The following is a 24282-nucleotide window of genomic DNA, read 5'->3' on the forward strand; positions in this document are numbered from 1 at the left end:
GTCATCCATGAATGCAGGAGGATCGAATCGGCAGATCGCAAAAAAAGGTACATACAAAAGGAGACATGAACATGAACATCAAAAAATTTGCAAAACGAGCCACAGTTCTAACTTTTACGACTGCACTTCTGGCAGGGGGAGCGACTCAAGCCTTCGCGAAAGAAAATACCCAAAAACCTTACAAAGAAACGTACGGCGTCTCTCATATCACACGCCATGATATGCTGCAGATCCCTAAACAGCAGCAAAGTGAAAAATACCAAGTGCCTCAATTCGACTCATCAACAATTAAAAATATCGAGTCCGCGAAAGGACTGGATGTGTGGGACAGCTGGCCGCTCCAAAACGCTGACGGAACAGTGGCTGAATACAACGGCTATCACGTCGTGTTTGCTCTTGCCGGAAGCCCGAAAGACGCTGATGACACATCCATCTACATGTTTTATCAAAAAGTCGGCGACAACTCGATCGACAGCTGGAAAAACGCGGGCCGTGTCTTTAAAGACAGCGATAAGTTCGACGCCAACGATGAAATCCTGAAAGAACAGACACAAGAATGGTCCGGTTCTGCAACCTTTACATCTGACGGAAAAATCCGTTTATTCTACACTGACTTTTCCGGTAAACATTACGGCAAACAAAGCCTGACAACGGCGCAGGTAAATGTGTCAAAATCTGATGACACGCTCAAGATCAACGGAGTGGAAGATCATAAAACGATTTTTGACGGCGACGGAAAAACATATCAAAACGTTCAGCAGTTTATCGATGAAGGGAACTATACATCCGGCGACAACCATACGCTGAGAGACCCTCACTACGTTGAAGACAAAGGACATAAATACCTTGTATTCGAAGCCAACACGGGAACAGAAAACGGATACCAAGGCGAAGAATCTTTATTTAACAAAGCGTACTACGGCGGCAGCACAAACTTCTTCCGTAAAGAAAGTCAGAAGCTTCAGCAAAGCGCTAAAAAACGCGATGCTGAATTAGCGAACGGCGCCCTCGGTATGGTAGAGTTAAACGATGATTACACATTGAAAAAAGTCATGAAGCCGCTGATCACTTCAAACACGGTAACTGATGAAATCGAGCGCGCGAATGTTTTCAAAATGAACGGCAAATGGTACCTGTTCACTGATTCACGCGGTTCAAAAATGACGATCGACGGTATTAACTCAAACGATATTTACATGCTTGGTTATGTATCAAACTCTTTAACAGGTCCTTACAAGCCGCTGAACAAAACTGGTCTTGTCCTGCAAATGGGTCTTGATCCTAACGACGTAACGTTCACTTACTCTCACTTCGCAGTGCCGCAAGCCAAAGGCAACAATGTCGTGATCACAAGCTACATGACAAACAGAGGCTTCTTTGAGGATAAAAAGGCGACATTTGCGCCAAGCTTCTTAATGAACATCAAAGGCAAGAAAACATCCGTTGTTAAAAACAGCATCCTTGAACAAGGACAGCTTACGGTTAACAACTAATAACAACAAAAAGAAAATGCCGATACTTCATTGGCATTTTCTTTTATTTCTCAATAAGATGGTGAATTCAATCATGGCACGAAAATGGCCCGTTGTAATATTGATCTTTTTGGGTGCGTTCCTGTTTGTCGGCTTACTGCCGAACAAAAACCACAATTCCTCTGACACAAACAACACGGAGCATAAGAAGGATTACCGGGCGGCGTATCATTTTACGACTCCGGACAAATGGAAAAACGACCCTCAAAAGCCCATTTTTTTCGAGGGGAAATATCATTACTACTATCTTTATAATCGGGATTACCCGAACGGCAACGGCACAGAATGGCGGCACGCCGTATCAGAGGACTTGGTGCACTGGACGGACGAAGGCACGGCTATTCCGAAATACACCAACGAAAACGGCGATATCTGGTCCGGTTCTGTCGTCATTGATAAACACAACACCGCGGGCTTCGGCAAAAACGCGCTGGTCGCCGTCACAACGCAGCCGACAGCCAAAACAAAAGCCCAGGAACAATATTTATGGTACAGCACGGATAAAGGAAAAACGTTTACTTCCTATAGTGATCAGCCCGTTATGAAAAACCCGGGAACTAAGGATTTCCGGGACCCGAAAGTGATCTGGGATGAACAGGATGACAAATGGGTGATGGCCATGGCCGAAGGAGAAAAAATCGGTTTTTATGAATCACCCGATTTAAAAAATTGGAAATACACGGGCGGTTTTATCACTCAGCAGATCGGCCTCATCGAATGCCCCGACCTTTATATGATGCGTGCAGATGACGGCACAGCCAAGTGGGTTCTGGGCGCAAGCGCAAACGGCAAACCCGCAGGCAAACCGAATACGTACGCGTATTGGACCGGAAACTTTGACGGGAAGGAATTTACCGCCGATCAAGAAGAACCGCAATGGCTTGATTACGGCTTTGACTGGTACGGCGGCGTCACATTTGAAGACGGTAATAGCGAAGATCCGCTGACAAAACGCTATGCGCTGGCATGGATGAACAATTGGGATTATCCGAATGAAACACCGACACTAAAAAACGGCTTTAACGGCACGGATTCTATCGTCCGTGAAATCCGTCTTCAGCAGCAGGACGGCGGCACATACAGCCTTGTGTCAGAGCCGGTTGAAGCATTGAACCAATTAACTTCTTCAACTGACAGCATAGAACACAAACAGGTGAACGGTTCAGAGACACTGCCGATCAAAGGTGATACATATCAGCTTGATATGGATATCGCTTGGTCAGATATCAAAAATGCAGGCGTCAGACTCAGAGAATCAGCAGACCAAAGCCGGCATATTGATGTCGGTATTTCAGCAGAAGACGGCTGTGCCTATGTGAACAGATCGTTTACAGACCAGCCTGATAAAACCGGCGCATACGTCGAAAGCAAAGCTCCATTTGACGGAAACAAAGGGCGCGTCCATCTGAAAATTCTCGTGGATAAAACCAGTATTGAAGTATTTGCAGACGACGGAAAAACCGTTTTGACAAATGAAGTGTTCCCAAAACACGAAGATCAGGGAATCACGCTCTTTTCTGAAGGCGGCTCCGCTGACTTTCAGCATATTGAGATGAAGCATCTCGGTTCGATTCATTCTTAGACGTCCCTCTTCATTTCTAACCGGCGCCCGGACTGTGGTAAAATGCAAATATGTATACTACGATTCATGAGGTGTTCCATTGGATAATCAAAACAAAGAACCTGTGCTGAAAAGAACCATCATGCGGGACGAAGTGTATCGCACACTCAGAAACTGGATCATAACGGGCAAGCTCAAACCGGAAACAAAGTTAAAGGACAAGGATTTGTCGGAAACATTGGGAATCAGCCGCACCCCGATACGGGAAGCCTTATTGCGGCTGGAAGATGACGGCTTGGTGATAACAAAAGCGAACAGATGGACGCTTGTCGCTCCGATTGAGTTAAAAGAAGCGGAAAACTTGTATTCCATCGTCTGGACGCTTGAGAAACTCGCATTGCAGCAAGCCCTCCCGCGTATGGACGATGCCGTGATTCAAGAATTGAAACAGCTGAATGAAAATCTTCTTCAAACGATGAAAGACGGCGATAAAATGGCCGTTCTGGAAGCGGATAATGCATTTCACCATCACATCATTCTGCTTGCGGACAACGCTGAACTTCACAAATTGCTTGTAAGCCTGAAAGTCAAAATTCAGAGACTGGAAATCCGCTATTTCAGTGAAAGCGGCGCTTTAAACAGATCATATAATGAACACTCTGATATCATTCACGCATTAGAACAGCAAGATGCCGCCGCTGCTTTTACAGCGCTTGAAGCGAATTGGAAAAACAGTTTAGAACGGCTGCAAAACATGGCATAGCAAACGAAAAAGCCAAATCACTCATATGATTTGGCTCTTTTACGGATATCACAAGACAGCCGCGTTGGCTGTCTTGTTTACTTTTTGTTTATATATAAATAAATACCGTAATCCGTCGGCACAGAAGCATACCCCATCTGTCTGAGCATGGCTGTTATATTCCCGCGGTGATACGTTCCGTGGTTCACAACATGGAGGATCATATCGGCCGCTGCGGTTTTCATGATGTCACCTGACGGATGCTCTATTTCAAGGGGGAGACTGATATTTTCCTCCTTTTGCAAAAATAGTCGATATCGGTCTGATAATTCCAAAAATAGATCTTCCAGCTCTTCTATCTCTTTAGACAAGATGTCCTCTTTTTGCTGTTCAGCTGATTTCAGCGTATCCTCCAGACGCTCTCCGGAGAACACATCAAACCACCCCTTATCCGACAGATACACATGAGTCAATACACCGGCTATCGACGGAAAGACACTTTGAATCTCCTTACGGTACACATCCTCCGGAAGCTCTTTAAGCCGGGTGAATATTTGCTGATTTGCCCAAAGATGATAATCATACAATTGCAGTGCCAGATGTCCCACATTACCCTCTCCTCTCTCGATATAGAACGTACGTTCCTAATTATACTACACTACATGCCGCTCTGTACCATTTTCTTCATTCGCAGCTGAGAAAATCCGATAAAAGCCGAAATTAATAAGAGAAGGCCTGCGCCAATATAAATAAACCGCACGCCGAATACATCCGAGATAATCCCCGTTCCGATAATGGAAAACATAAAAATGAACTGAACTAAAGCTGATCTCGCCGCTAATATATTGACCCGTGTCTTTTCGGTCGTGATATTTTGAAGTAATGTTTCCTGCGTGAGATCTCGTAATACACAAGCCGGCCCCATACACAGCACCAGAAAAAGGGCCGTAACGGCGCTTGTGATCAGCCCGTAAATAAACGTGAACATTCCATATGCCAAGGCTCCCGTCAGCATAAGCGGAATGAGATGATGCTGAAGCTTACCGGATAACTTATAGATGATCAGTCCGCCGATCATCGTCCCTGCATAATAGACTCCGTTGACATACCCCCACCAAGCCTCTCCTTTATGAAGGACGTCATGCACATAAGTTAAGGACACAGACCCGATCCATATCATGCCTGCCCACGATTCGATCACATCCATCACAATGAGAACCTTGAGCTGTTTTTGCTGAAATAAATACACCCAGCCGCTTGCCGCATCTGCAAAAAGGGAACGTTCCCTGACTGCTGCCGGCGCACACATGCGTACTTGAAGAAACAGAATGATGCCCAACACCGAAGAAACCAATAACATGACAGTGACGATCATTGTATCGCTCTCTCCCAGGAACGCTATGATGACGCCGCCCAGAGACCACCCCGCAAACTGAACGGTCTGATCCGCCGCCGATAATAAACTGTTCGCTTTCGCCCTTCGATCAGGAGGAATGATTTCCCCAATCAGCGCGCTTTTTATCGGAGCAAACCATCCGTTGCAAAAAGAAATGCCTCCGATCAGACAAAACAGCAGAAAAAAGAATGCGGATGAACCGGTTTGGATGACAAAAAACAAACAGACTAACAGTGTGATCTGTATCAATTGAGAACTGATTAACAAAGAACGAAGCGTGAACCGACCGGTGACCAGCGGCAAAACGGCGCTGCCCAATACGCGGCATACAATGCTGACGAGCGTCATAAGAGAGGCCATCGCCGTCGAACCGGTTTTTGTAAACAAAAACAAGATGACGGCCATCGTATAAAGTGAAAACCCCAAGTTGATAGCGGTCTGGCTGTATAAAATAGCGTAATACGCTCTCTTCATATTCATCCTCTGCAACCCCACTCCCTGATTATGTAAATCATACCATATTTGCCGATCAGCTTTTTTTAAAAAAACAGATTGACATGGAATCCACTCCATCTATTAGGCTTTATTAGCAGAAAGAAGACTTTCAGCAAATAACAATTAAGAAGGAGTAACAGCTGATTTGACATCCCCAATCTATAGTGATGTATATAAGAAATGATTTTCAAAACAGAATAAAAAAAGAGGGCTTCCTTTCCGGAAACCCTCACTCACTCCGTCTGCTACGCCAATAAAAGAAAAATAAGCGCTAAAACAGCCGGAAGTCCTTGTTTTACGATAATTGATTTGTTTGAAGTAAAGCCTCCGAAAATGGCCGCAATGACCACACAGATGACGAAAAACATTTGAATCATATGGCCAATCGGATCAGCTCCGAGGATCAGTCCCCAAATGAGGCCGGCAGCCAGAAATCCATTATACAGACCTTGATTTGCAAACATGACCGCCACATTCCGATCACCTTCTAAATGCTTCGGCAATTTGAAAGACCGCTTGGCAGCCTTCGAATTGATAAAAAACATTTCAAGTATCATGATAAATATATGTTCTAAAGCTACAATTCCGACGAAAACAGCCGCAATTATGTCCACTGTCCCTCTCCTCTCAGCTTCACTTCAACCTTATTTCCATTGTGCGATTGTTTCGATAGGAAGACGGTAGGAAGCATATCCTTCGTCTGCCGCTTTTCCGATTGATAACAGCATGACCGGTACATAACGCTCTTTATCCATTCCGAAAACCTCGGCAATCTTTTCTTTATCATAGCCGCCGATCGGGTTTGTATCATAGCCGTGCGCACGTGCCGTAAGCATCAGCTGCATGGAAACAAGACCTCCGTCGATCAGAATCGTTTCACGGTTCACTTGCTCCGGCAGTTTTTCAAAATGCGCCGTCAACGCAGCGATTTGTCTGTCTTTTACTTCCTGCGGCATGTAGCCCAGCTCGACCGCTTTTGAATAAATTTCTTCTAAATAGTCATCACTGTTCATATCTGCGAAAACCGCGATCACCGCAGATGATGTGCTGACCTGTGTTTGGTTAAAGCTGGCAAGCGGCGCGAGTTTTTCTTTTCCTTCAGGGCTGTCAATGACGAGGAAACGCCATGGCTGCGCGTTAACTGAAGACGGCGCTGTCGTTGCTTCTTCCAATATTTGAGTCATTTCTTCTTTGCTGATTTTTACAGCCGGATCGTAATTCCGAATGGAACGGCGGCCTTTCATAATGTCCATAAAATCGTTTGTTTTCAGTTCTGTTTTCATGTGTAATACACTCCTATGCTTTCATATTTTCTATATTATTCTGCATCTGCGACAATACGTTTTTTAACATACTGCGTTCTTCCTCGCTGACACCGGCAAGCATTTCCTTTATGAAACGCTCCTTCTCCTTTTTGGAAGCCTCAATTCTCTCCCGCCCCTGATCAGTAAGCCGGACAAGTATAATTCGGTTGTCCTCGGGCTTCCGCCTTCTTGTGACCATTTCTTTGGCTTCAAGCTGTTTCAAGTGTCTTGTCACAGCTGCGCCGTCAATATTCACCTTTTTCTGAAGATCGCTTTGGCTGATCTCATCGACGTAAAAAAGCACGGCGAGAAGCTCAAGGCGGGATTGGCTGATTCCGGTGCACGCTTCAAACTTCGTGCCGATCACTTTGTGCAGTGATTGGAGCTGATACAAAATCTCGCCTTCCTCTGAACAACATGCTGTCAAAACCCATCCCTACTTTCTTTTGCGCAATTAATTGACTAGTCAATGTTTGATATATCAATAATATACATCCGTTATTCTTTTTTTGCAAGTGTTTTCTCCTTTTTTAAAAAAAGCTGCCGGTGAACGGCAGCTCCTTCTTAATGATTATGGATTTTTCTGAAATTACTGCCTTTTACTTCAGCGACATCATATACCGTCACAAAGGCTTGATTATCAATGTCATTAATAATTTCCTTCAGTTTGGTTTCTTCCAAACGGTTGATGACACATGTGATTTCTTTGAATTTTTCATGAGAAAAACCGCCGTATGCTTCTTTATACGTAGCGCTCCGGCCCAATTCTTCACGAATGGTCTCTACCATTAATGCAGGCTCGTTGGTGATAATCTGAAATGTTTTAGAACCGCTTAAGCCTTCCTCAACCACATGGATCACCTTGGATGCGATGTAGTAAGCAATGACGGAAAGCAATGCGCCTTGCAGCCCGAATACAAAAGAAACAAAAATAAACACAAAAATGTTTAAAAATAAAATGAGATCGCTCGTGCCAAACGGCAATTTCCGTGACAGAAGCACAGCCAGCATATCAATTCCATCTAAGGCGCCGCCGTTGCGCAATGCCAATCCCATTCCCAAGCCGAGAATAATCCCGCCGACAACGGTGATTAACAGGGTATCTCCCTCAATGATAGCCGGCGTGTGGTGGAAAAAACTCGTGCCCGCGGCAAGTGAGACAATACCGATAATTGATAGAAACGCAAAACCTTTCCCGATTTGCTTATATCCTAACCAGACAAACGGTATATTGATCACCGCAATCAAGATCCCAAGAGGCAAATGAAAGAGCTGTGAACCGACAATGCTGAGCCCGGTTACACCGCCGTCAGATACACTATTCGGAATCAGTACGGTTTCCAGTCCATACGCGGCAATCATTCCGCCGATGATGACCATGATGGCCCGTACGATTGATTTGGCTCTGAATTTCTTACGTCTTTGTTTTTCGATTGTACTCATATCATTCCCCGCTTCAATTATTTTGTCTTATTTAAATATACCATAATTGATACTTTTCGTTAAAAATAAGCCTATCGGCTAGTTGAAGCAGGAACCGAGGAAGGAGATTTCACAGATAACGTATCCATTTATGACTTTAATCATTCACAACGCAATCATTCAGTAAAAGGAATTATCATCCATTAATAGTCTCTTTTGTTTCCCTTCTTCACATATTCCCAATCATGCTCTATATTTTTTCTCACCCGCTGAAGAAGACTGAAAATGGTTTCTTTTTCCTCAGACGTAAAGCCGGACAGGGCTACTTCCGCAGAGTGCTCTCCTTCTCTTTGCAATAACGGATAAACCTTTCTCCCTTTTTCGGTCGGGAACAGTTTTTTTATTTTTTTATTTTGATCATCAGGACGCTTTTCAACAAATCCTTGTATTTCCAGTTTTTTGATCGCTCTCGCCGCTGTTGTTCGGTCAACTTTAATCATTTCCGCCAGTTTTTCCTGTATCACTCCCGGGTTTTCACATATACGCATAAGATAGAGATACTGCCCTTTTGTTAAGTCTAATTCTTTAAATTCAATATTGCTGATGGAATCCAATGCCCGTGCGATCATGCCGATTTCACGCAAAATATCAGTCATATCTCTTCAAACCCTTCATGTTTTTGTTGCACTTGCAATATAAATGTTTTGTCGTTACTTCTATAAGACCACAAGCAAGCCGTGCAGTCCAGACTAATATGTGAAAAGGATTGGTTGATCATGAGGATAAAAAGAATAACAACGGAAATTGATTTGCAAGCAGCGCTTGAGATGAGAAAAGCAGTATTCATTGAGGAACAGCAAGTACCTGAATCCGATGAATTTGATCAGTTCGATACGCTTGGGGAACAGTGCGGGCATGTCTTGGTTTATCATGAGAATCAGCCTGCCGGCACAGGACGGATCCGCATCGTAAACCAAACAGGCAAGCTCGAACGAATCTGCATCCTGAAGCCTTACCGCAAATACGGGTTGGGCAAAGTAATCATAAGCGAATGAGAAAACATGGTAAAAGAAAAAGGCATCACCCAATGTAAACTGAATGGACAAACACATGCGGAAGGCTTTTATCACATCTTAAATAGTCCGATTAAAATCTATTAATAATTAACAGTTGAAGAGATGGTGAAAAAAGCTGATTCTCTCTATTATGGACTCCTGTCGCGTTACATTTTTTCTATCTTCACATATCTTTACTATTAAGTACGTTTAAATTGATTTCAGGAGGAGATATGAAGTGGAAGAAACGAGTATGGAGCCATCACGACTCTGCAAAGAATTTGCAAGAATTCTCAATTCAACGCCCAGTGTCGTAAATGGCGTATGTACGGCGACAAGATTTCGAAGCAACATTCACCCGGTGGTACTCGGAAGAAGAGCCGAGGCATTTCCTTTTATTCCTCAGGCCTTTTCATTTGAGAGCATGGACTCGGAAGGCAGAGCCTTATGTTTAGGTGAGACTGTTTTACTGCAAGAAGAAGTGAACCCATTAATGAGTGAACTGCGCAAATTCGGTATCATCGTAACTGCCGTTCATAACCATTGGCTGTTTGATAAACCGCGTCTGATGTTTATGCATTTTGAATCAATTGACAAACCTCTCAATTTTGCAAGAAAAGTAAGAGAGGCCCTAAGAGTTCTGACTACTAAAACTGTGCGTGCGGTACCAAAAACTGATGGGGAAATGATTGAACGGCATGGTCTTTGTGACGAATTCAACGATATTCTGGGCGGAACCATGCATACGTTTGAAAATGGAATTTGTACAGTAATGAGATCACGAACGAATATAAAACCGGTTGTACTGGGACGGCCCGGAAGATCATTTTTGCTCATTCCGCAAATGTTTTCATTTGAATCAATGACAAAAGACGGCCGTGCTCTTTGCAGCGGAGAAACTGTAATTCTGCAAAAAGAAATCAATCCATTTATCAGCGCTCTTCGGAAACATGATCTGATTGTAACGTCTCTACACAATCACTGGCTGTTTGATAAACCGAGACTGATGTATATTCATTTCGAAGCGATTGATAAACCTGTCAACTTCGCCTTAAAAGTAAGAAATGCTTTAAAAGTGCTTACTGATAAAGAGGTCGAAGGTTAGCATGTTTCTAAGTATGTAAAAGCGATTCATATAATCGCTTTTACATATGATCAGCCGAAAACAAAAAAGAGGTCAGACATTTGTGTTAAAAAACAGCCTTATAGGCTGTCGTTTTGTGTATATTCTATTGATGAGTTTATACTACTTCATCCCGCATTCCATACAAGCTCTTTATTTCTCAATGGCTTTCTACATGCCGCTGTGCAAACACCTTCTTAGCCACTGAAAGAGCATTAAGTACACGCGGGAAGCCTGTATAAGGAACCAATTGGGTGATACTCTCTACAATCTCAGTCGGTGTTAATCCGGATGTAAGCCCTGTATTGATATGAAGTTCAAGCTGCGGCTCGGTTCCTTGCGTTACAAGGGATGAAATGGTAACAAGCGCACGTTGTTGATTGGTTAATCCCAGTCGTGAATATATATCTCCGTAAGCAAATTCTATAATGTACTTACTTACATCTGGAGCGATATCTTTCAAGTCTTCAGAAATCTTTAAATGCGTAGAGATTTTATCATCGCTTGTTAAAGTGTACTCCATTAATTTGTCTAAACCTTGCTGGTAACGGCTTTGATCCATTTGAAATTCCTCCTGAAAGGTACTTATTTCCTGACATAAGATAATATATCGCAGCCCTCTCTAACCGTAAAATACATAAAAACTATAAAAACCATTCATTTTTTTCATGAGTGATCTTAGTCTACGTAATTACTCTTACAAAAAGATGAAATATACCGGATAAATTCGCGTACTGCGTGTGAAACGTATTTTCCTTTTTTTAAAATAATCGCCACTTTCCAAGGAATGGATGGATTGACAATGGAGATTGCCTTAACTAAACTTTGATCAGTCTTTTTCACTATCGACTGAGGGAAAATGGAAATACCTAGTTCTTCTCCAATCATTTCGCTGATAAAATCCCATTGAGAACTTTCATAAACAATATTTGGACGAAAACCGGCTCTAATACACTCCTGAATAATCCGATCGTGAAGAGAAAAGTCTTCACTAAACAGGATGAAAGGTTCATTTTTCAAGTCTTGCATTTCCACAATCTCTTTATGAACAAGCGGGTGAGCGGAATGAACGAAGAGCATCAGTTCTTCATTAAGCAATGGAATGATATCAAACTGCTCTTTGTCCACTGGTTCAATAACCACGCCAAGATCCAGTACTCCATCTTCAACCTCCTGTTTCACCTTGTTTCCTCCATGTTCTATCAGCTTGATGTTCACATCAGGATACAATTGTTTAAACCCTCTAATGATTTTAGGAAAAAACAAGACACCGATCAGCGGCGGTATTCCAATTTTCACTTTTCCTTTTTTTAAATGCAAAAGATCGTATAAGTTCGTCGACAAGTCATCTAATGACTTCATAATCATTTGGCCTTGCTCAAATACAATTTCGCCCGCATCTGTCAAAGCGATTTGTCTAGCGGATCGATCAATGAGCTCAACCTTTAATTCCTCTTCCAAACTTTTAACCATCTTACTTAAGGCAGGCTGTGACAAATGCAGATTTTCTGATGCCTTAGTAAAACTGTTGGATTTAGCAACTTCAAGAAAGTATGTGATTTGACGTATATCCATCGTATGTTCTCCATTCCATAAGTTTAACGAATACATTATATTCTTTTTATTCATTTTACTTATACAACTGCCGGGTGTAAACTTTTAGGAGGCCAAAATGTTTCCTGGAGGGGTTACTATGAGTAAATTATTAGAAAGTAAAGTTGCTCTTGTGACAGGCGCGGCTAGCGGAATTGGTTTAGAAATTGCACGTGAATTCGCTAAAGAAGGCGCAAAAGTGGTAATTTCCGATTTGAACGAAAAAGCCGTGCATCATGCAGCTGAGGAACTTAAGGGACAAGGATATGAAGTCCTGCCTGCGGTTTGTGATGTAACAAACGAAGAACAAGTTGAAAAAAGTTTCTCTAAGACACTTGAAACCTTTGGGCGATTGGATATTCTGGTAAACAATGCGGGGATTCAGCATGTGTCCGATATAGAAAACTTCCCGACTGATAAATTTGAATTTATGCTGAAATTAATGCTTACTGCTCCTTTTGGTGCGACAAAAAGAGCGTTCCCTTTGATGAAAAAACAAAAATTTGGCCGCATCATCAATATGGCTTCCATAAATGGTTTAATTGGTTTTGCAGGGAAAGCAGCTTATTGCAGCGCTAAACACGGTTTGATCGGTTTAACTAAAGTATCAGCATTAGAAGGAGCGGAATACGGAATTACTGTCAATGCCTTGTGTCCGGGATATATCGACACTCCATTGGTACAAAACCAGTTACAAGATATTGCAGAGACTAGAGGCATTTCTATAGAAAAGGTGTTTGAAGAAGTCATTTACCCCTTGGTTCCTCAAAAACGTTTGTTAGCCGTGCAAGAAATCGCTGATTACGCAGTATTCCTCGCCAGTGACAAAGCTAAAGGAGTTACAGGGCAGGCGGTCGTAATGGATGGCGGCTATACAGCCCAATAATCTAAATTTCATCTGCAGGAGTAATAGTGCTTTGGATTAAATGATTTACTCTTCAAGAACCAAGCCGATGGTTTTTTAGGAAAGACATAGCTATACAGATTGAAGTTTGATATATATTTGGTATATTAACTTAAGAAAAGCCGCCCTGTTGGCGGCTTTTTTATCCTGAATCCTGTAATGTGAAAATGTTAAAAAGCAACGGAATAGTTGTTGTCTTGCAGAATGCGAAGAAGCTGTTGGGGCTTTCACAAAGTATGTCGGTGAAGCTGCAGATAAGTGTGTAAGATTCCCCTCTCCCCATAATGCGCCCGCACTTTTTAGAATTAATACTATTCTGTTTCAATTTATCTTCAATGGTTGGCTGTTATATCAATCTGCAATTAAAAATCAAAGTTTTTCGGGAAATATTCCATTAATAAATTACGGTTATAAAGTAGTGTAATTCTTAGTTCTTAGTCATCATAAAGAAACTTGACCTTCAAATGCATATTTAAAACAAATCTCAATAAAGACCGGTATATTAACTTAAATAATTTTGAAGACTTCTGCTAGTGACGGTTTTAAAGATAATCTCTCTCTTACAGCTCTTTGAATATCAAGTTCTCCTAAGTATTTTTTAACCAGCACCCCAACCGTAGTCAGCGAACAATCCGCGTGTCATTGGTGTCATGTCTCTTTCTATTAAAGTAATCATGATAAATTTATCTGCTTGCCAATTCCTTAATCATCAAACCCAATTCATAAATTCCCTTTTGAAGGTCTTCAAGAGATGCATAAGCATATGATAAGCGAATATAATTCCCTTTTTCCTCAGCATAGATACTGCCGAGATTGAGCAGAATCCCTTTTGATAAGGCTTTGGTATAAAGTAATTTCATGGATATGGAAGGCAATATTTTTACCCAGACAAAGAATCCTCCCTTTGGGATATTCCATGTCGCCACATCTTTCAAATGAGTTTCTAAAACACTCAAGGCCAATTCTCTTCTCACCTTTAATTGACTTCTCACCTGTTCTAGATGCTGTTGGTATTCACCGGATATAAACCACTCTGCCGCTACTCTCTGGGATAACGAACTGGAGCCGTAATCTGTTTGCATTTTTATGTCGGATAAACGTTCAATCACTGGTTCCGGCCCGACGATCCAGCCAATCCTCAAGCCCGGACTTAATGTTTTCGATAAACTGCCTATGTAAAGCACATGCCCATTTTTATCTATTGTTTTAATAGGATCCGGGGGAATCTCATCTATCCATAACTCACGATAAATGTCATCTTCAATAATGGGAAGCTGTGTATTCTCACTTGCCGCAAGGATTTCTTCTCGTCTCTTTTTTGACATTAAAATACCTGTCGGGTTTTGAAAACAAGGATTTGTATATAAGATAGCCCTCCCCCGTTCCCCCCTTGCCATGCGGATATGTTCCGGCAAAAGTCCATCATGATCCATAGGAACTCCAGTCAGCTTCATCCCGGCTGATTGAAAGACGTGTAATGAATAAAGATAGGAAGGCTGATCGAGAAATACGGTCGATCCCCTTTGTAAAAGCCCCATTGATATAAGCTGTAAGGCTTGCAGCGCTCCAGAAACAATAAGAATGGAAGAAGGAGAAGCTTGAATGCCGATTGTTCTTAAATAGCCGCTTAATGCCTCTCTCAAAGGCAAATATCCTTTTGGTTCCTCATATCCGAATGCCTCTATGTTTTGAGATACCTTTCCCATGATCTCTTTCATAACAGCTAAAGGAAAAATCTCATGTGAAAGTTCTCCTTTACTGAGCTGTATAAGATCAGAATTTGATTCTGATTTATTGATCTCTTGAACGATTTTTTGGCTTGGCTGCTGAATTCCGGAGGTTACATACTGATCCCAATCGGGAGGGGAATTCTTAGCCAAAAGTGTCCATGTATTGTTCGTAACAACTGTCCCTTTGCCCATTCTGCCTTCGATTAATCCATCCGCCGTCAATTCCTCTAAAGCTGTAATGACTGTGCTCCTGTTCACCTCAAAGTGTTTGGCAAGCGTGCGCTGGCTTGGAATCTTACTTCCGATCGGCCATTCTCCATTTCCTATTTTCTCTTTTATAAATTGAATGATTTGTATGTACTTAGGAAGCTTTCTCATCTTTTTTTCTTCTGGAGCGCTCATTAAAAGGGTCCTCCTTAAAAACTAAAGTGGTTGGGTCAAAATCTATTTAACTGGTTGAAGTCATCTCATCAAATCTTTATTAATATAGAAAAACATTAAATAACTGGTTGGTTTTTGTAAAGAGGAGTGAGAAAGATGAGAAAGAAAACAGTTCGAATCGGCATATCTTACAGTCTGATGATTGGATTGTGGGCATCAGCTTTCCCGGGAATTCGCGCGGGTCTTGAGAGTTACACGCCGGAACACCTTGCTTTGTTTCGCTTGTTGATTGGGTCAATGGCATTGTTGGTTTTTGCTGTTTTGACTCATATGCGTTTGCCTGACATGAAGGATATCCCCGCTATTTTATCGTTAGGGTTTTTAGGTTTTGCACTATATCACATTTTGCTGAATATCGGAGAAAAAACAGTCAGTGCAGGAGTTGCGAGCTTACTCGTGACCATGACACCTATTTTTTCTGCAATGTTATCCCGTCTGTTTTTTGGTGAACATTTCGGTTTTTATAAATGGGTCGGCTCTATCATAAGTTTATTGGGTGTATCGATCATTTCATTTGGGGCAGGAAACTATACAAATTCAGTGAACGGCATTTTGTTAATCCTGCTGGCAGCTTTTTCGGAGAGTATTTATTTCGTTTTTCAAGCCCGCTATATAAAAAAATATGGATTTATTCCATTCGTTACATTCACTATTTGGGGCGGGACAATACCTATGCTTGTATTTCTGCCTGGCTTAGGGGAAGAGTTTTTGAACGCTTCAATGAACTCAACATTGTCTATCGTTTACTTAGGTTTATTACCAACGGTTGTGCCTTACTTTGCACTTGCATACGTCACTTCACTCGTCGGTGCTTCAGAAGCAGCCATTTCACTTTATTTAACACCAGCCGTAGCCTTGGCCATTTCTTGGGTGTGGTTAGGTGAAGTACCTGCGTTTATTGCACTGACAGGCGGGATGGTTACAGTCGCCGGGGTGTGTTTCACCTATCTAACAGTAAATAAAAAGATAAAGATTTTAAATCCTTATTTCTTATCTAAAAAGCAATAAAGCAGATGACATTTAACCCTGAAAATAGAGTCATAAGCAGTTCTCCTTTTTAATACTTGGGTTTCGAAGGCTTCTTCTCCCCAAGGGTGCCAGTTTACGGGGTTGTGGGCGTTACCTTTGTTCAAGAAAACTTGTTGCAAGCAAATTCCCCCACTCCCGTAAAGAATTTTGAAAATTTACATGGCAGATTGAACATTTATTGACAAAGTTAAAATGTAAAAAGGTACAAAGTGTCTATTGATTAAATTATTCTTTTCGTTTTTATTGCGATTATTGTATGTCTTTTGTTTCTTGACAGGTTTTTCATTTTCACAAATAAAAAAACACGCTGGAAAGATGCTCTAACGTGTCATGATTTTCTTCAAATGAGATATTGTTCAACCCATTTTCTTGCAATGTTTTAATGTTGTTTACTAAATCGGGTAATTCAGCAACTGCTGATTCTAATGATGCCACTCCAATTACATTTATTTTCCTTGGATTCGGTGCGTCGAGATCTAAAGGGACGTCCTCATTGGCAGGTATTAATCCGGGTTCATAAGCAAAAGAAAGACTTTGAGCAATTATCCTCTTCACTCCAATTTCATGACACGCATCAACAGTATTTCGCGCACCTATAATTCTGATTCTCGCTTTTTCTTCAAGATTGTAACCTGTTAAAGAGGTAAACTGATGGACAACAACCTCAGGTTAAATTTTCCTAAAAGCATTAAGAACAGCATCTCGATCCATTGCATCTGCTTTTACAGGAGTTACCCCTATTCTTTTGAGGAACGTGTTCGACCGGTTACCTCGGGTCAATGCAAATACTGGATAGCCGTTTTGTATTAATTTAGGAAGAAGGGACCGACCAAGCAACAATGATCTTCATGCTATACCTTATTTACCTGCCAATCTTGAAGCAGCTTCTTCAACTTCTTTATTTGCTTTTTGTAAAACATCCTCCGGACTCAGTAAAGCTGTTCCTTGCACTCGGATAATTTGATAATCCTCAATACCGAGGAAATTGAACATTGATTTCAGATATTTATTTGAGTATTCAACTTCTTCATACCAGTCATCATTTGTATAAATTGATCCGCTAGCTTGTATGACAAGCATTCTTCGTCCATCTTTAAGCAGACCTACTGACCCAGTGTCAGTATATTTAAATGTTTCACGTGCGATCATAATATTGTCCATATAGTCTTTTAATTTTGATGGAATATTGAAATTATGCAAAGGCAAAACAATGACATACGTTTTTGCACTTTTGAATTGTTTCAATACTTCTGTCATGCGTCCTGTTACTTTTTGTTCATCGCTTGTCAGTTCTTCGCCTTTTCCTGCCTTATCCCATGCACTTAAAACTGTTTTATCAATCATAGGCACATCATCACTATATAAGTTAATTTGCTCAAGCTCTTCACTCTCTGGAATTAATTCTTTGTAAGCCTCTAAAAAGTGGTTCATTACCCGTAAACTGTATGATGATGTATCATCTACTTTTGGATGTGCGTTAATGATAAGTGTTTTGCTCATTTGAAACTCTCCTTTTATTTTATATTAAAGACTATATTAATCGACGATTAACTTGGTCACTAATATAAACCTTGTATTTTATTTTGTCAAACGGAACAAATAGTATCTGAAGAAGGGTTTTAAGATTGACTATCATCAAAAATACTCCTAAGATACAATGTGATAAACCTTAAAATCAAAAGCAGGTGAGTTTATATGCAGTACAGTGTTGGGGTTGAATATGCTTTACATTGTCTGGTTTATTTAATAGATGTTCCCTCCAAGGAAAGTGTCGGGATTCGGGACCTTGCAGAGTTCCAAGGACTTTCAGAAACATTTCTTTCAAAAGTTTTCGGTAAATTATCTAAAGCTGGTATTGTAAATTCTGTCCCTGGTGTAAAGGGAGGATATAGGTTAGCAAAATCCCCGGAGGATATTTCCTTTTGGGATGTAATAGAGGCTGTTGAAGGACCAAAACCCATTTTTCAATGTAAAAATATTGTAAGCAATGGTCTACTTTATCGAGACAAATGCAACTCTTGTGAATCCAGCAATTCTTCTTGTACAATTAACTTGGTAATGCTTGAAGCAGAAGAACAGATGCGTAATTATCTTCGTAATAAAACGCTCGCATGGTTAAATAAAGAATTGGACGTAGTATTGCCTAAAAAAACAAGGACAGATACTCGGGAATACTTCATAAAAAAAAGCTCTGACTAAATTAATTAGTCAGAGCTTTTTTGTGCTTCAAGATGCCTTCGGAGAATTTTTACGAAAGTATGGACGAGACAACAAAATGAATAAAACTACAGATTAAGTTTAACACTCCGATTCGGAGAGTCAAAGGTTAATGTTCGCCTTTTTGTTCTACTTTATGAAAGGGTCAGCAATTGCTGATATTATAATAATTAATCAACTCTTTGTGGAATGGATGATAACAAATGACATTAGGCCAAAGATTAAAATGAGCTCGAAAAAAATCCGGTTACTCTAATCAAGACGTGACAGCAGAGAAAATTGGATTAACAGGGTAGACATTGTCTAATTACGAAAGGGATTATAGATCGCCCGATCCGGAGACATTAAAGAAACTCGCTGATTTATATGATGTATCCACTGATTTTTTGGTCGGTAGAGAAGAAAAGGACAGACCCAAATCTAAATTGGATCAAACAGTCAATGAAGCAATTGAACAACTTAAAAACGAAGAGACTTTACTTTTCATGAAAGATGATGACATTCAAATATTATATGACTATAAATAAAAAAGTGAGGTTTTATAGACTTCACTATCAAACAGTTCACTACTCAATTATTTTTTCATTGTTTGTTGTTGCGCTTGCGTTTTCAACACTATGTGCTTCACCATGACCAGGTCCAAAAAGATTTAATATTACAACTCCTACAAGTATCAAAACAATCCCAGTAACACTGGCAATGTTAATTTTTTCTTTCCAAATCAAAATCGAAATTATTGTAGTAGCAATAGTCCCTACACCAGACCAAACTGCATAGGCGGTATTCAAAGGTATGGACTTCATTGCAAGTGATAAGAAGAAAAAGGAACCTATAAAAGCAATAATTGCACCAATAGTAGGGTAAAGTTTCGTGAAGCCTTCTGCGGCCTTGAGCATAGAGGAACCAATAAGTTCACCAAAAATTGCGAGCAATAAATATAAATATGCCAATGTTAATTCTCTCCTCCTGTATAAATAATCAACGTCTTATAAATTTGTACTAAACCTCTATAGGTTTGTTTCATTATTTCTTTATTAGTTACAACTTTACAAGAAACAGCAAATGTTTATAAGTCTTTATTTTGCAAAAAAATTGTGCGCAAAATGACTGGTGTTCCTTAGACGAGTAGATAAAATCTAGTCTAGTTAATCTAATAAGGTATAAACTAAACTCCATTATGGTAAAGTAAAAATAGCAACCAATTTAAAAGTGAAAGAAGGTGAGCCCATGCCAAACAATAATAAACCCAACAGTTTAATCACGGAGAAGTCCCCCTATCTGCTCCAACACGCCCACAACCCCGTAAACTGGCACCCTTGGGGAGAAGAAGCCTTCGAAAAAGCAAAACGCGAAAACAAGCCGGTTCTTGTCAGCATCGGCTATTCGACTTGTCATTGGTGCCATGTAATGGCTCACGAGTCCTTTGAGGACGAAGAGATCGCCGGTATGTTAAACGATAAATTCATAGCCATCAAGGTTGATCGTGAGGAGCGGCCTGATGTGGATTCCGTGTATATGAGAATCTGCCAGCTGATGACGGGGCAGGGCGGGTGGCCGCTGAACGTGTTCGTCACACCAGATCAGAAGCCGTTTTATGCGGGGACATATTTTCCGAAGACGAGCAAATTTAACCGTCCGGGCTTTATTGATGTGCTTGAACATCTGTCCGAAACGTTTGCGAATGACCGGCAGCATGTCGAGGATATCGCCGAAAACGCCGCCGCTCATCTTGAAGTCAAGGTTCACCCGGCTGAGGGCATGCTTGGCGAACAGGCGGTTCATGACACGTATCGCCAGCTGGCCGGCGGGTTTGACACGGTGTACGGCGGGTTCGGCCAGGCTCCGAAATTTCCGATGCCGCATATGCTCATGTTTCTGCTTCGCTACTACAGCTATACGGGCAAGGAACAGGCTTTGGCCGGCGTAACCAAGACACTCGACGGCATGGCGAACGGCGGAATTTTTGATCACATCGGGTTCGGATTCGCCCGCTACTCGACTGATAATGAATGGCTCGTGCCGCATTTTGAGAAAATGCTGTATGACAACGCCCTTCTCCTGACTGCCTATACGGAAGCCTATCAAGTCACGGGTAATGAGCGCTACAAACAGATTGCGATGCAGATCGTAACGTTTATTCAGCGGGAAATGATGCATGAAGACGGCAGCTTTTTCTCAGCTTTAGATGCTGATACCGAAGGCCGTGAGGGGAAATATTACATATGGTCCAAAAAAGAAATCATGAATCTTCTCGGTGATGAACTCGGCCCGCTTTATTGCAAGGTGTATAACATCACAGATCAAGGCAATTTTGAAGGCGAAAACATCCCGCACCTCATTTTCACGCGGCGTGAGGCCATCCTCGAAGAGACCGGCCTCACCGGACATGAGCTGGCCGAACGCCTTGAAGAGGCAAGAACAAAATTGCTGGAAGCGCGTGAAAACAGAAGCTATCCGCATACAGATGACAAAGTGCTGACCTCATGGAACGCGCTCATGATTGCCGGGCTGGCAAAAGCCGCAAAGGTATTTCACGAGCCTGACTTTCTCAGCATGGCGGAAACAGCGATCCGCTTTCTCGAACGTCACCTCATGCCGGACGGGCGCGTCATGGTCCGATACCGCGAGGGCGAAGTGAAAAACAAAGGGTTTATCGATGATTACGCTTTTCTCATCTGGGCTTACCTTGAATTGTATGAAGCGGGTTTTCATCCGTCTTATCTGCAGAAAGCGAAAACGTTATGTACAAGCATGCTGGAGCTGTTCTGGGATGAACGGCACGGAGGTTTTTTCTTTACGGGGAATGACGCCGAGACTCTTCTTGTCAGGGAAAAAGAAGTTTATGACGGAGCCGTGCCTTCCGGAAACAGCGCGGCTGCCGTACAGCTGCTTCGCCTCGGTCGCCTGACGGGTGATGTATCACTGATTGAAAAAGCCGAAGCGATGTTTTCCGTGTTCAAACGGGAAATAGAGGCCTATCCGAGCAGCAGCGCTTTCTTCATGCAAAGCGTACTGGCACACACAATGCCCCAAAAAGAAATCGTTGTGTTCGGAAGGAAAGATGACCCGGACAGAAAACGTTTCATTGAGGCGCTTCAGGAGCATTTCACTCCCGCCTATACGATTCTCGCCGCAGAACATCCGGATGAGCTTGCCGGCATTTCTGACTTTGCCGCGGGTTATCAAATGATCGATGGGAAGACAACGGTCTACATTTGTGAGAATTTCGCCTGCCGGAGGCCGACGACGGATATTGATGAAGCGATGAACACCTTACAAATCAGCAGCAGAGCCTAGGCGGCCTGCTGCTTTTCTTTTTTCACAAAACGGAATGCGAGCCATGCGAAGATGATGTTGATCACCAGAGTCGATATGCAATCGTATATTTCATAGCCGCCGGCTGCTGTTGTAAATATCGACGGAATGCCGCCGTATACCGAATGATCCTCTGTGAGAAAGATAAATAAAAACATATTATTGGCAGCGTGACCGCCAAGGGACATCTCCAGACTGCCCGTTTTAATCGTGATAAAGGTCCAGATCATGCCGATGGTAACATATCCGATTCCCGCCCAGAGAGCTCCATTTTCCATCTCCGGATTTCCGAAATGAAGTGCGCCGAATAATCCGCCGATAATGACCGTCAGAACCACCGCGTTTGCCGTCAATTTTCCGGCAAACTGAAGCAGAAAACCGCGAAAGAGAAATTCCTCCGCAGAGGTTTGAATCGGCACCAACAAGACGGCCGCCGCTAACAGCAGCAGAAAACGTGAAGCATGGAATTCCTGAAGCGTGAAACGATCCGGATGAATTAAAAAATCAATCAGCCCCGCGACAAACATCAGCACAACATATGTGCCGAATCCAAAGAAAATTCTCTTCCAGTTCAGCGACTGATTCGGTGTAATGATGGATAAAAACCGCCGCTTCATAATGAAACGAACCGCTATCCAAATGCCCGGAATCGCTATGAAATAGACGATATGCTGTAAATAAATATCCGCCAGCGGGTCACTTAATGCCGCCTCATCCCAATTTATCGTCAGTGAAGGATTGAAAGCGGACGTGAGAAACATATAAAACACGGTCAGTATGCTTCCGAAAAAGAACAAACCCACAATGAGCAACAGAGAAAGAAGATATTTCGATACACTATTTCTTCCCTCTGCGGGCCGTACAAATGTATTCATATTTATGCATCAACTTCCTTTCCTTCAACATTTTACAATATAAACAGAAACAGATATAGGAAATGTTATATATTTTAAGAAGAAAGCGCTATGCCGTTTCCTTTGGCTCTGGTTATTTACACTCTGTTTTTGCCAAAAAAAGACCTTTATAATGTATTCGTCAGATAAATTTACAGTATTTTCTGATTACAATTGCTAAGTCAGGGGGTTTTTTATGAAACATCAGACATTCTCAAATGTAGCGAACCGATTAGACCGTCTCCCCATTTCGCGTGTGCACTATCAAGTATTAACCGCTCTCGGAATCATCTATTTTTTCGATCTCGCTGATCTGTTTACGCTCAGCAACGTGGCTCCGGCGCTGATTGAGCATTGGGGCGTGAAGCTGTCCGTCATTGCCGACGTCACAGCCGCATCCTTCCTGGGCATGTTTTTAGGCGCCTCCATCGGCGGAAGACTGTCCGATCGGATCGGCAGGAAAAAAGCGCTGAATTGTTTTGTCCTTGTCTTTTCGATCTCATCTTTTCTGAATGCGCTGGCATGGGACATTCCGTCCTTAATGATTTTCCGCTTCTTGACCGGGCTCGGCGTCGCGGCCGCCATGATTGTGACGAACAGCTATTTGGCGGAATTTTTTCCATCATCCGTACGAGGAAAATACATCTCCTTTTGCGCCATGATCGGACTGATCGGCGTTCCCGTCACAAACGTTGTTTCCGCTTTTGTCATTCCTTTAGGCTCATGGGGGTGGCGGCTCGTATTCGTATGGGGGGCGGCCGGTCTCATTTATTTCTTTTTTATCCGCCGGCTTGAGGAATCGCCGCGCTGGCACGAAAATCGGGGCGCATATGATCAGGCAAACGCCATTATGAACCGTCTTGAAGCACGTATAGAGAAAGAAAAAGGCCCGCTTCCCGCGCCAAAAGAGGCGGCAGAAGTACATACAGTGAAGCACGCAGGCTACTTAGGGCTGTTTCAGGGCAGGAATTTAAAGATCACCATCATCCTGTCAGCGGTATGGATTCTTGAAACCTTTGGCTTTTACGGCTTTGCTTCATGGGTGCCCAGCCTGCTGAAAAGCAACGGCATCACCATGGAAAAAACGCTGTGGTACAATGTGCTTCACTCTGTCGGCGCACCGCTTGGCGCATTGCTCGGTTCCATGATATCCGAGACGTTCCAAAGAAAATGGATTCTGGCCGCAAGCGCTTTTCTGACTGCCATTGCCGGACTGTTATACGGCATGACGTTTATTCCCGTCATGATTATTGTGTTTGGATTTGTCGTCAACGTCACGGAACGGGTTTTCACCTCAAACTTATACGCATATACATCGGAGCCGTATCCTACGGAATATCGCTCGGCCGGGAGCGGGCTGGCATACGGGCTCGGCCGTTTTTCCAATATATTCGGCTCCCTGCTCGTCGGATTTATTGCCGTTAAGCTCGGCTACATCAGCGTCTTTTTGTTCATCGGCGGCTGCTGGCTTCTATGTTCCGTTTTGTTAATTCTCTTCGGTCCGAAAACTAACGCTCAGCAAATTTAATC

The 24282-nt window shown here is 42.3% G+C and carries 23 protein-coding genes and 1 pseudogene; 11 read left to right on the plus strand and 13 right to left on the minus strand.

What is annotated here, in order from left to right; translation table 11 throughout:
• Positions 1-71: 71 nt before the first annotated feature.
• From L3V45_RS19245 to L3V45_RS19255, 3 genes are all read left to right on the plus strand, one after another.
• Positions 72-1493 (plus strand): glycoside hydrolase family 68 protein, encoded by a 1422-nt coding sequence (locus tag L3V45_RS19245; RefSeq protein WP_004393051.1) that lies wholly within the window; start codon positions 72-74, stop codon positions 1491-1493.
• Between the two features lie 61 nt (positions 1494-1554).
• On the plus strand, positions 1555-3114 hold the full coding sequence (locus L3V45_RS19250) for a glycoside hydrolase family 32 protein (protein WP_088412346.1): 1560 nt from the start codon (positions 1555-1557) through the stop codon (positions 3112-3114).
• Between the two features lie 79 nt (positions 3115-3193).
• Positions 3194-3856: a GntR family transcriptional regulator gene (locus tag L3V45_RS19255; RefSeq protein WP_004393043.1), complete on the plus strand. Its 663-nt coding sequence runs from the start codon at positions 3194-3196 to the stop codon at positions 3854-3856.
• 77 nt (positions 3857-3933) lie between these two features.
• On the opposite strand, the gene L3V45_RS19260 is transcribed toward L3V45_RS19255, so the two are convergent.
• From L3V45_RS19260 to L3V45_RS19290, 7 genes are all read right to left on the minus strand, one after another.
• The gene (locus tag L3V45_RS19260) at positions 3934-4443 is read right to left on the minus strand and encodes a DinB family protein (RefSeq protein ID WP_004393042.1); all 510 of its coding nucleotides are present in this window, start codon (positions 4441-4443) and stop codon (positions 3934-3936) included.
• A 50-nt stretch (positions 4444-4493) separates the two neighbouring features.
• Entirely contained in the window at positions 4494-5711 is a 1218-nt protein-coding gene (locus L3V45_RS19265; RefSeq protein WP_024086037.1) for an MFS transporter, read from the minus strand.
• 260 nt (positions 5712-5971) lie between these two features.
• Positions 5972-6340, minus strand: a complete 369-nt coding sequence (locus L3V45_RS19270) for a DUF1304 domain-containing protein (protein WP_004393040.1) — start codon at positions 6338-6340, stop codon at positions 5972-5974.
• A gap of 30 nt (positions 6341-6370) precedes the next feature.
• Entirely contained in the window at positions 6371-7009 is a 639-nt protein-coding gene (locus L3V45_RS19275) for a nitroreductase family protein (protein WP_004393039.1), read from the minus strand.
• 13 nt (positions 7010-7022) lie between these two features.
• A complete protein-coding gene (locus tag L3V45_RS19280) occupies positions 7023-7457 on the minus strand; it encodes a MarR family winged helix-turn-helix transcriptional regulator (protein ID WP_004393037.1) in 435 nt (144 codons plus the stop codon).
• 137 nt (positions 7458-7594) lie between these two features.
• Entirely contained in the window at positions 7595-8473 is an 879-nt protein-coding gene (locus tag L3V45_RS19285; protein ID WP_048367879.1) for a YitT family protein, read from the minus strand.
• A gap of 182 nt (positions 8474-8655) precedes the next feature.
• Entirely contained in the window at positions 8656-9108 is a 453-nt protein-coding gene (locus L3V45_RS19290) for a MarR family winged helix-turn-helix transcriptional regulator (RefSeq protein WP_236837207.1), read from the minus strand.
• A gap of 120 nt (positions 9109-9228) precedes the next feature.
• Between L3V45_RS19290 and L3V45_RS19295 the strand changes: the two are divergent.
• Positions 9229-9612, plus strand: a pseudogene (locus L3V45_RS19295) (GNAT family N-acetyltransferase).
• A gap of 133 nt (positions 9613-9745) precedes the next feature.
• Positions 9746-10612: a DUF1259 domain-containing protein gene (locus tag L3V45_RS19300; RefSeq protein ID WP_015387422.1), complete on the plus strand. Its 867-nt coding sequence runs from the start codon at positions 9746-9748 to the stop codon at positions 10610-10612.
• A 178-nt stretch (positions 10613-10790) separates the two neighbouring features.
• On the opposite strand, the gene L3V45_RS19305 is transcribed toward L3V45_RS19300, so the two are convergent.
• Together L3V45_RS19305 and L3V45_RS19310 are read right to left on the minus strand one after the other, a co-directional pair.
• A complete protein-coding gene (locus L3V45_RS19305) occupies positions 10791-11192 on the minus strand; it encodes a carboxymuconolactone decarboxylase family protein (protein WP_164691710.1) in 402 nt (133 codons plus the stop codon).
• Between the two features lie 116 nt (positions 11193-11308).
• Positions 11309-12205: a LysR family transcriptional regulator gene (locus L3V45_RS19310; protein WP_024086038.1), complete on the minus strand. Its 897-nt coding sequence runs from the start codon at positions 12203-12205 to the stop codon at positions 11309-11311.
• A gap of 118 nt (positions 12206-12323) precedes the next feature.
• Here L3V45_RS19310 and L3V45_RS19315 point away from each other — a divergent pair, with 118 nt between their 5' ends.
• Positions 12324-13109, plus strand: a complete 786-nt coding sequence (locus tag L3V45_RS19315; RefSeq protein WP_015387420.1) for a 3-hydroxybutyrate dehydrogenase — start codon at positions 12324-12326, stop codon at positions 13107-13109.
• A gap of 701 nt (positions 13110-13810) precedes the next feature.
• Here L3V45_RS19315 and L3V45_RS19320 read toward each other — a convergent pair.
• Positions 13811-15259: an aminotransferase-like domain-containing protein gene (locus L3V45_RS19320; protein ID WP_236837208.1), complete on the minus strand. Its 1449-nt coding sequence runs from the start codon at positions 15257-15259 to the stop codon at positions 13811-13813.
• A gap of 135 nt (positions 15260-15394) precedes the next feature.
• On the opposite strand from L3V45_RS19320, the gene L3V45_RS19325 reads away from it, so the two are divergent.
• Positions 15395-16306, plus strand: coding sequence for a DMT family transporter (locus tag L3V45_RS19325; protein ID WP_236837209.1), 912 nt, complete (start codon positions 15395-15397; stop codon positions 16304-16306).
• An 879-nt stretch (positions 16307-17185) separates the two neighbouring features.
• Here the strand turns inward: L3V45_RS19325 and L3V45_RS19330 are convergent.
• Positions 17186-17827, minus strand: coding sequence for an FMN-dependent NADH-azoreductase (locus L3V45_RS19330; RefSeq protein WP_014306196.1), 642 nt, complete (start codon positions 17825-17827; stop codon positions 17186-17188).
• Positions 17828-18022: 195 nt separating this feature from the next.
• Between L3V45_RS19330 and L3V45_RS19335 the strand changes: the two genes are divergently transcribed.
• A complete protein-coding gene (locus L3V45_RS19335; RefSeq protein ID WP_004393007.1) occupies positions 18023-18526 on the plus strand; it encodes an RrF2 family transcriptional regulator in 504 nt (167 codons plus the stop codon).
• A gap of 317 nt (positions 18527-18843) precedes the next feature.
• Positions 18844-19071, plus strand: coding sequence for a helix-turn-helix domain-containing protein (locus L3V45_RS19340; protein ID WP_015387417.1), 228 nt, complete (start codon positions 18844-18846; stop codon positions 19069-19071).
• A 39-nt stretch (positions 19072-19110) separates the two neighbouring features.
• On the opposite strand, the gene L3V45_RS19345 is transcribed toward L3V45_RS19340, so the two are convergent.
• Positions 19111-19494, minus strand: a complete 384-nt coding sequence (locus L3V45_RS19345; protein WP_014306198.1) for a DMT family transporter — start codon at positions 19492-19494, stop codon at positions 19111-19113.
• Positions 19495-19771: 277 nt separating this feature from the next.
• Here L3V45_RS19345 and L3V45_RS19350 point away from each other — a divergent pair, with 277 nt between their 5' ends.
• On the plus strand, positions 19772-21841 hold the full coding sequence (locus L3V45_RS19350) for a thioredoxin domain-containing protein (protein WP_236837210.1): 2070 nt from the start codon (positions 19772-19774) through the stop codon (positions 21839-21841).
• On the opposite strand, the gene L3V45_RS19355 is transcribed toward L3V45_RS19350, so the two are convergent.
• On the minus strand, positions 21838-22734 hold the full coding sequence (locus tag L3V45_RS19355) for a CPBP family intramembrane glutamic endopeptidase (protein WP_060658348.1): 897 nt from the start codon (positions 22732-22734) through the stop codon (positions 21838-21840). The two genes, L3V45_RS19350 and L3V45_RS19355, sit on opposite strands and share 4 nt — an antisense overlap.
• A gap of 214 nt (positions 22735-22948) precedes the next feature.
• On the opposite strand from L3V45_RS19355, the gene L3V45_RS19360 reads away from it, so the two are divergent.
• Entirely contained in the window at positions 22949-24280 is a 1332-nt protein-coding gene (locus L3V45_RS19360; RefSeq protein WP_044052738.1) for an MFS transporter, read from the plus strand.
• Positions 24281-24282 lie beyond the last annotated feature (2 nt).

Source organism: Bacillus sp. R45, assembly GCF_021729365.1.
GTDB classification, from domain to species: domain Bacteria; phylum Bacillota; class Bacilli; order Bacillales; family Bacillaceae; genus Bacillus; species Bacillus velezensis.

Bases quoted from the DNA above. Each gene is read 5' to 3' on its own strand.
- L3V45_RS19265 (WP_024086037.1), bottom strand. From the start codon at position 5,711: ATGAATATGAAGAGAGCGTATTACGCTATTTTATACAGCCAGACCGCT.
- L3V45_RS19305 (WP_164691710.1), bottom strand. From the start codon at position 11,192: ATGGATCAAAGCCGTTACCAGCAAGGTTTAGACAAATTAATGGAGTAC.
- L3V45_RS19320 (WP_236837208.1), bottom strand. From the start codon at position 15,259: ATGAGCGCTCCAGAAGAAAAAAAGATGAGAAAGCTTCCTAAGTACATA.
- L3V45_RS19245 (WP_004393051.1), top strand. From the start codon at position 72: ATGAACATCAAAAAATTTGCAAAACGAGCCACAGTTCTAACTTTTACG.
- L3V45_RS19325 (WP_236837209.1), top strand. From the start codon at position 15,395: ATGAGAAAGAAAACAGTTCGAATCGGCATATCTTACAGTCTGATGATT.
- L3V45_RS19335 (WP_004393007.1), top strand. From the start codon at position 18,023: ATGCAGTACAGTGTTGGGGTTGAATATGCTTTACATTGTCTGGTTTAT.
- L3V45_RS19275 (WP_004393039.1), bottom strand. From the start codon at position 7,009: ATGAAAACAGAACTGAAAACAAACGATTTTATGGACATTATGAAAGGC.
- L3V45_RS19290 (WP_236837207.1), bottom strand. From the start codon at position 9,108: ATGACTGATATTTTGCGTGAAATCGGCATGATCGCACGGGCATTGGAT.
- L3V45_RS19360 (WP_044052738.1), top strand. From the start codon at position 22,949: ATGAAACATCAGACATTCTCAAATGTAGCGAACCGATTAGACCGTCTC.
- L3V45_RS19285 (WP_048367879.1), bottom strand. From the start codon at position 8,473: ATGAGTACAATCGAAAAACAAAGACGTAAGAAATTCAGAGCCAAATCA.
- L3V45_RS19315 (WP_015387420.1), top strand. From the start codon at position 12,324: ATGAGTAAATTATTAGAAAGTAAAGTTGCTCTTGTGACAGGCGCGGCT.
- L3V45_RS19355 (WP_060658348.1), bottom strand. From the start codon at position 22,734: ATGAATACATTTGTACGGCCCGCAGAGGGAAGAAATAGTGTATCGAAA.
- L3V45_RS19350 (WP_236837210.1), top strand. From the start codon at position 19,772: ATGCCAAACAATAATAAACCCAACAGTTTAATCACGGAGAAGTCCCCC.
- L3V45_RS19330 (WP_014306196.1), bottom strand. From the start codon at position 17,827: ATGAGCAAAACACTTATCATTAACGCACATCCAAAAGTAGATGATACA.
- L3V45_RS19310 (WP_024086038.1), bottom strand. From the start codon at position 12,205: ATGGATATACGTCAAATCACATACTTTCTTGAAGTTGCTAAATCCAAC.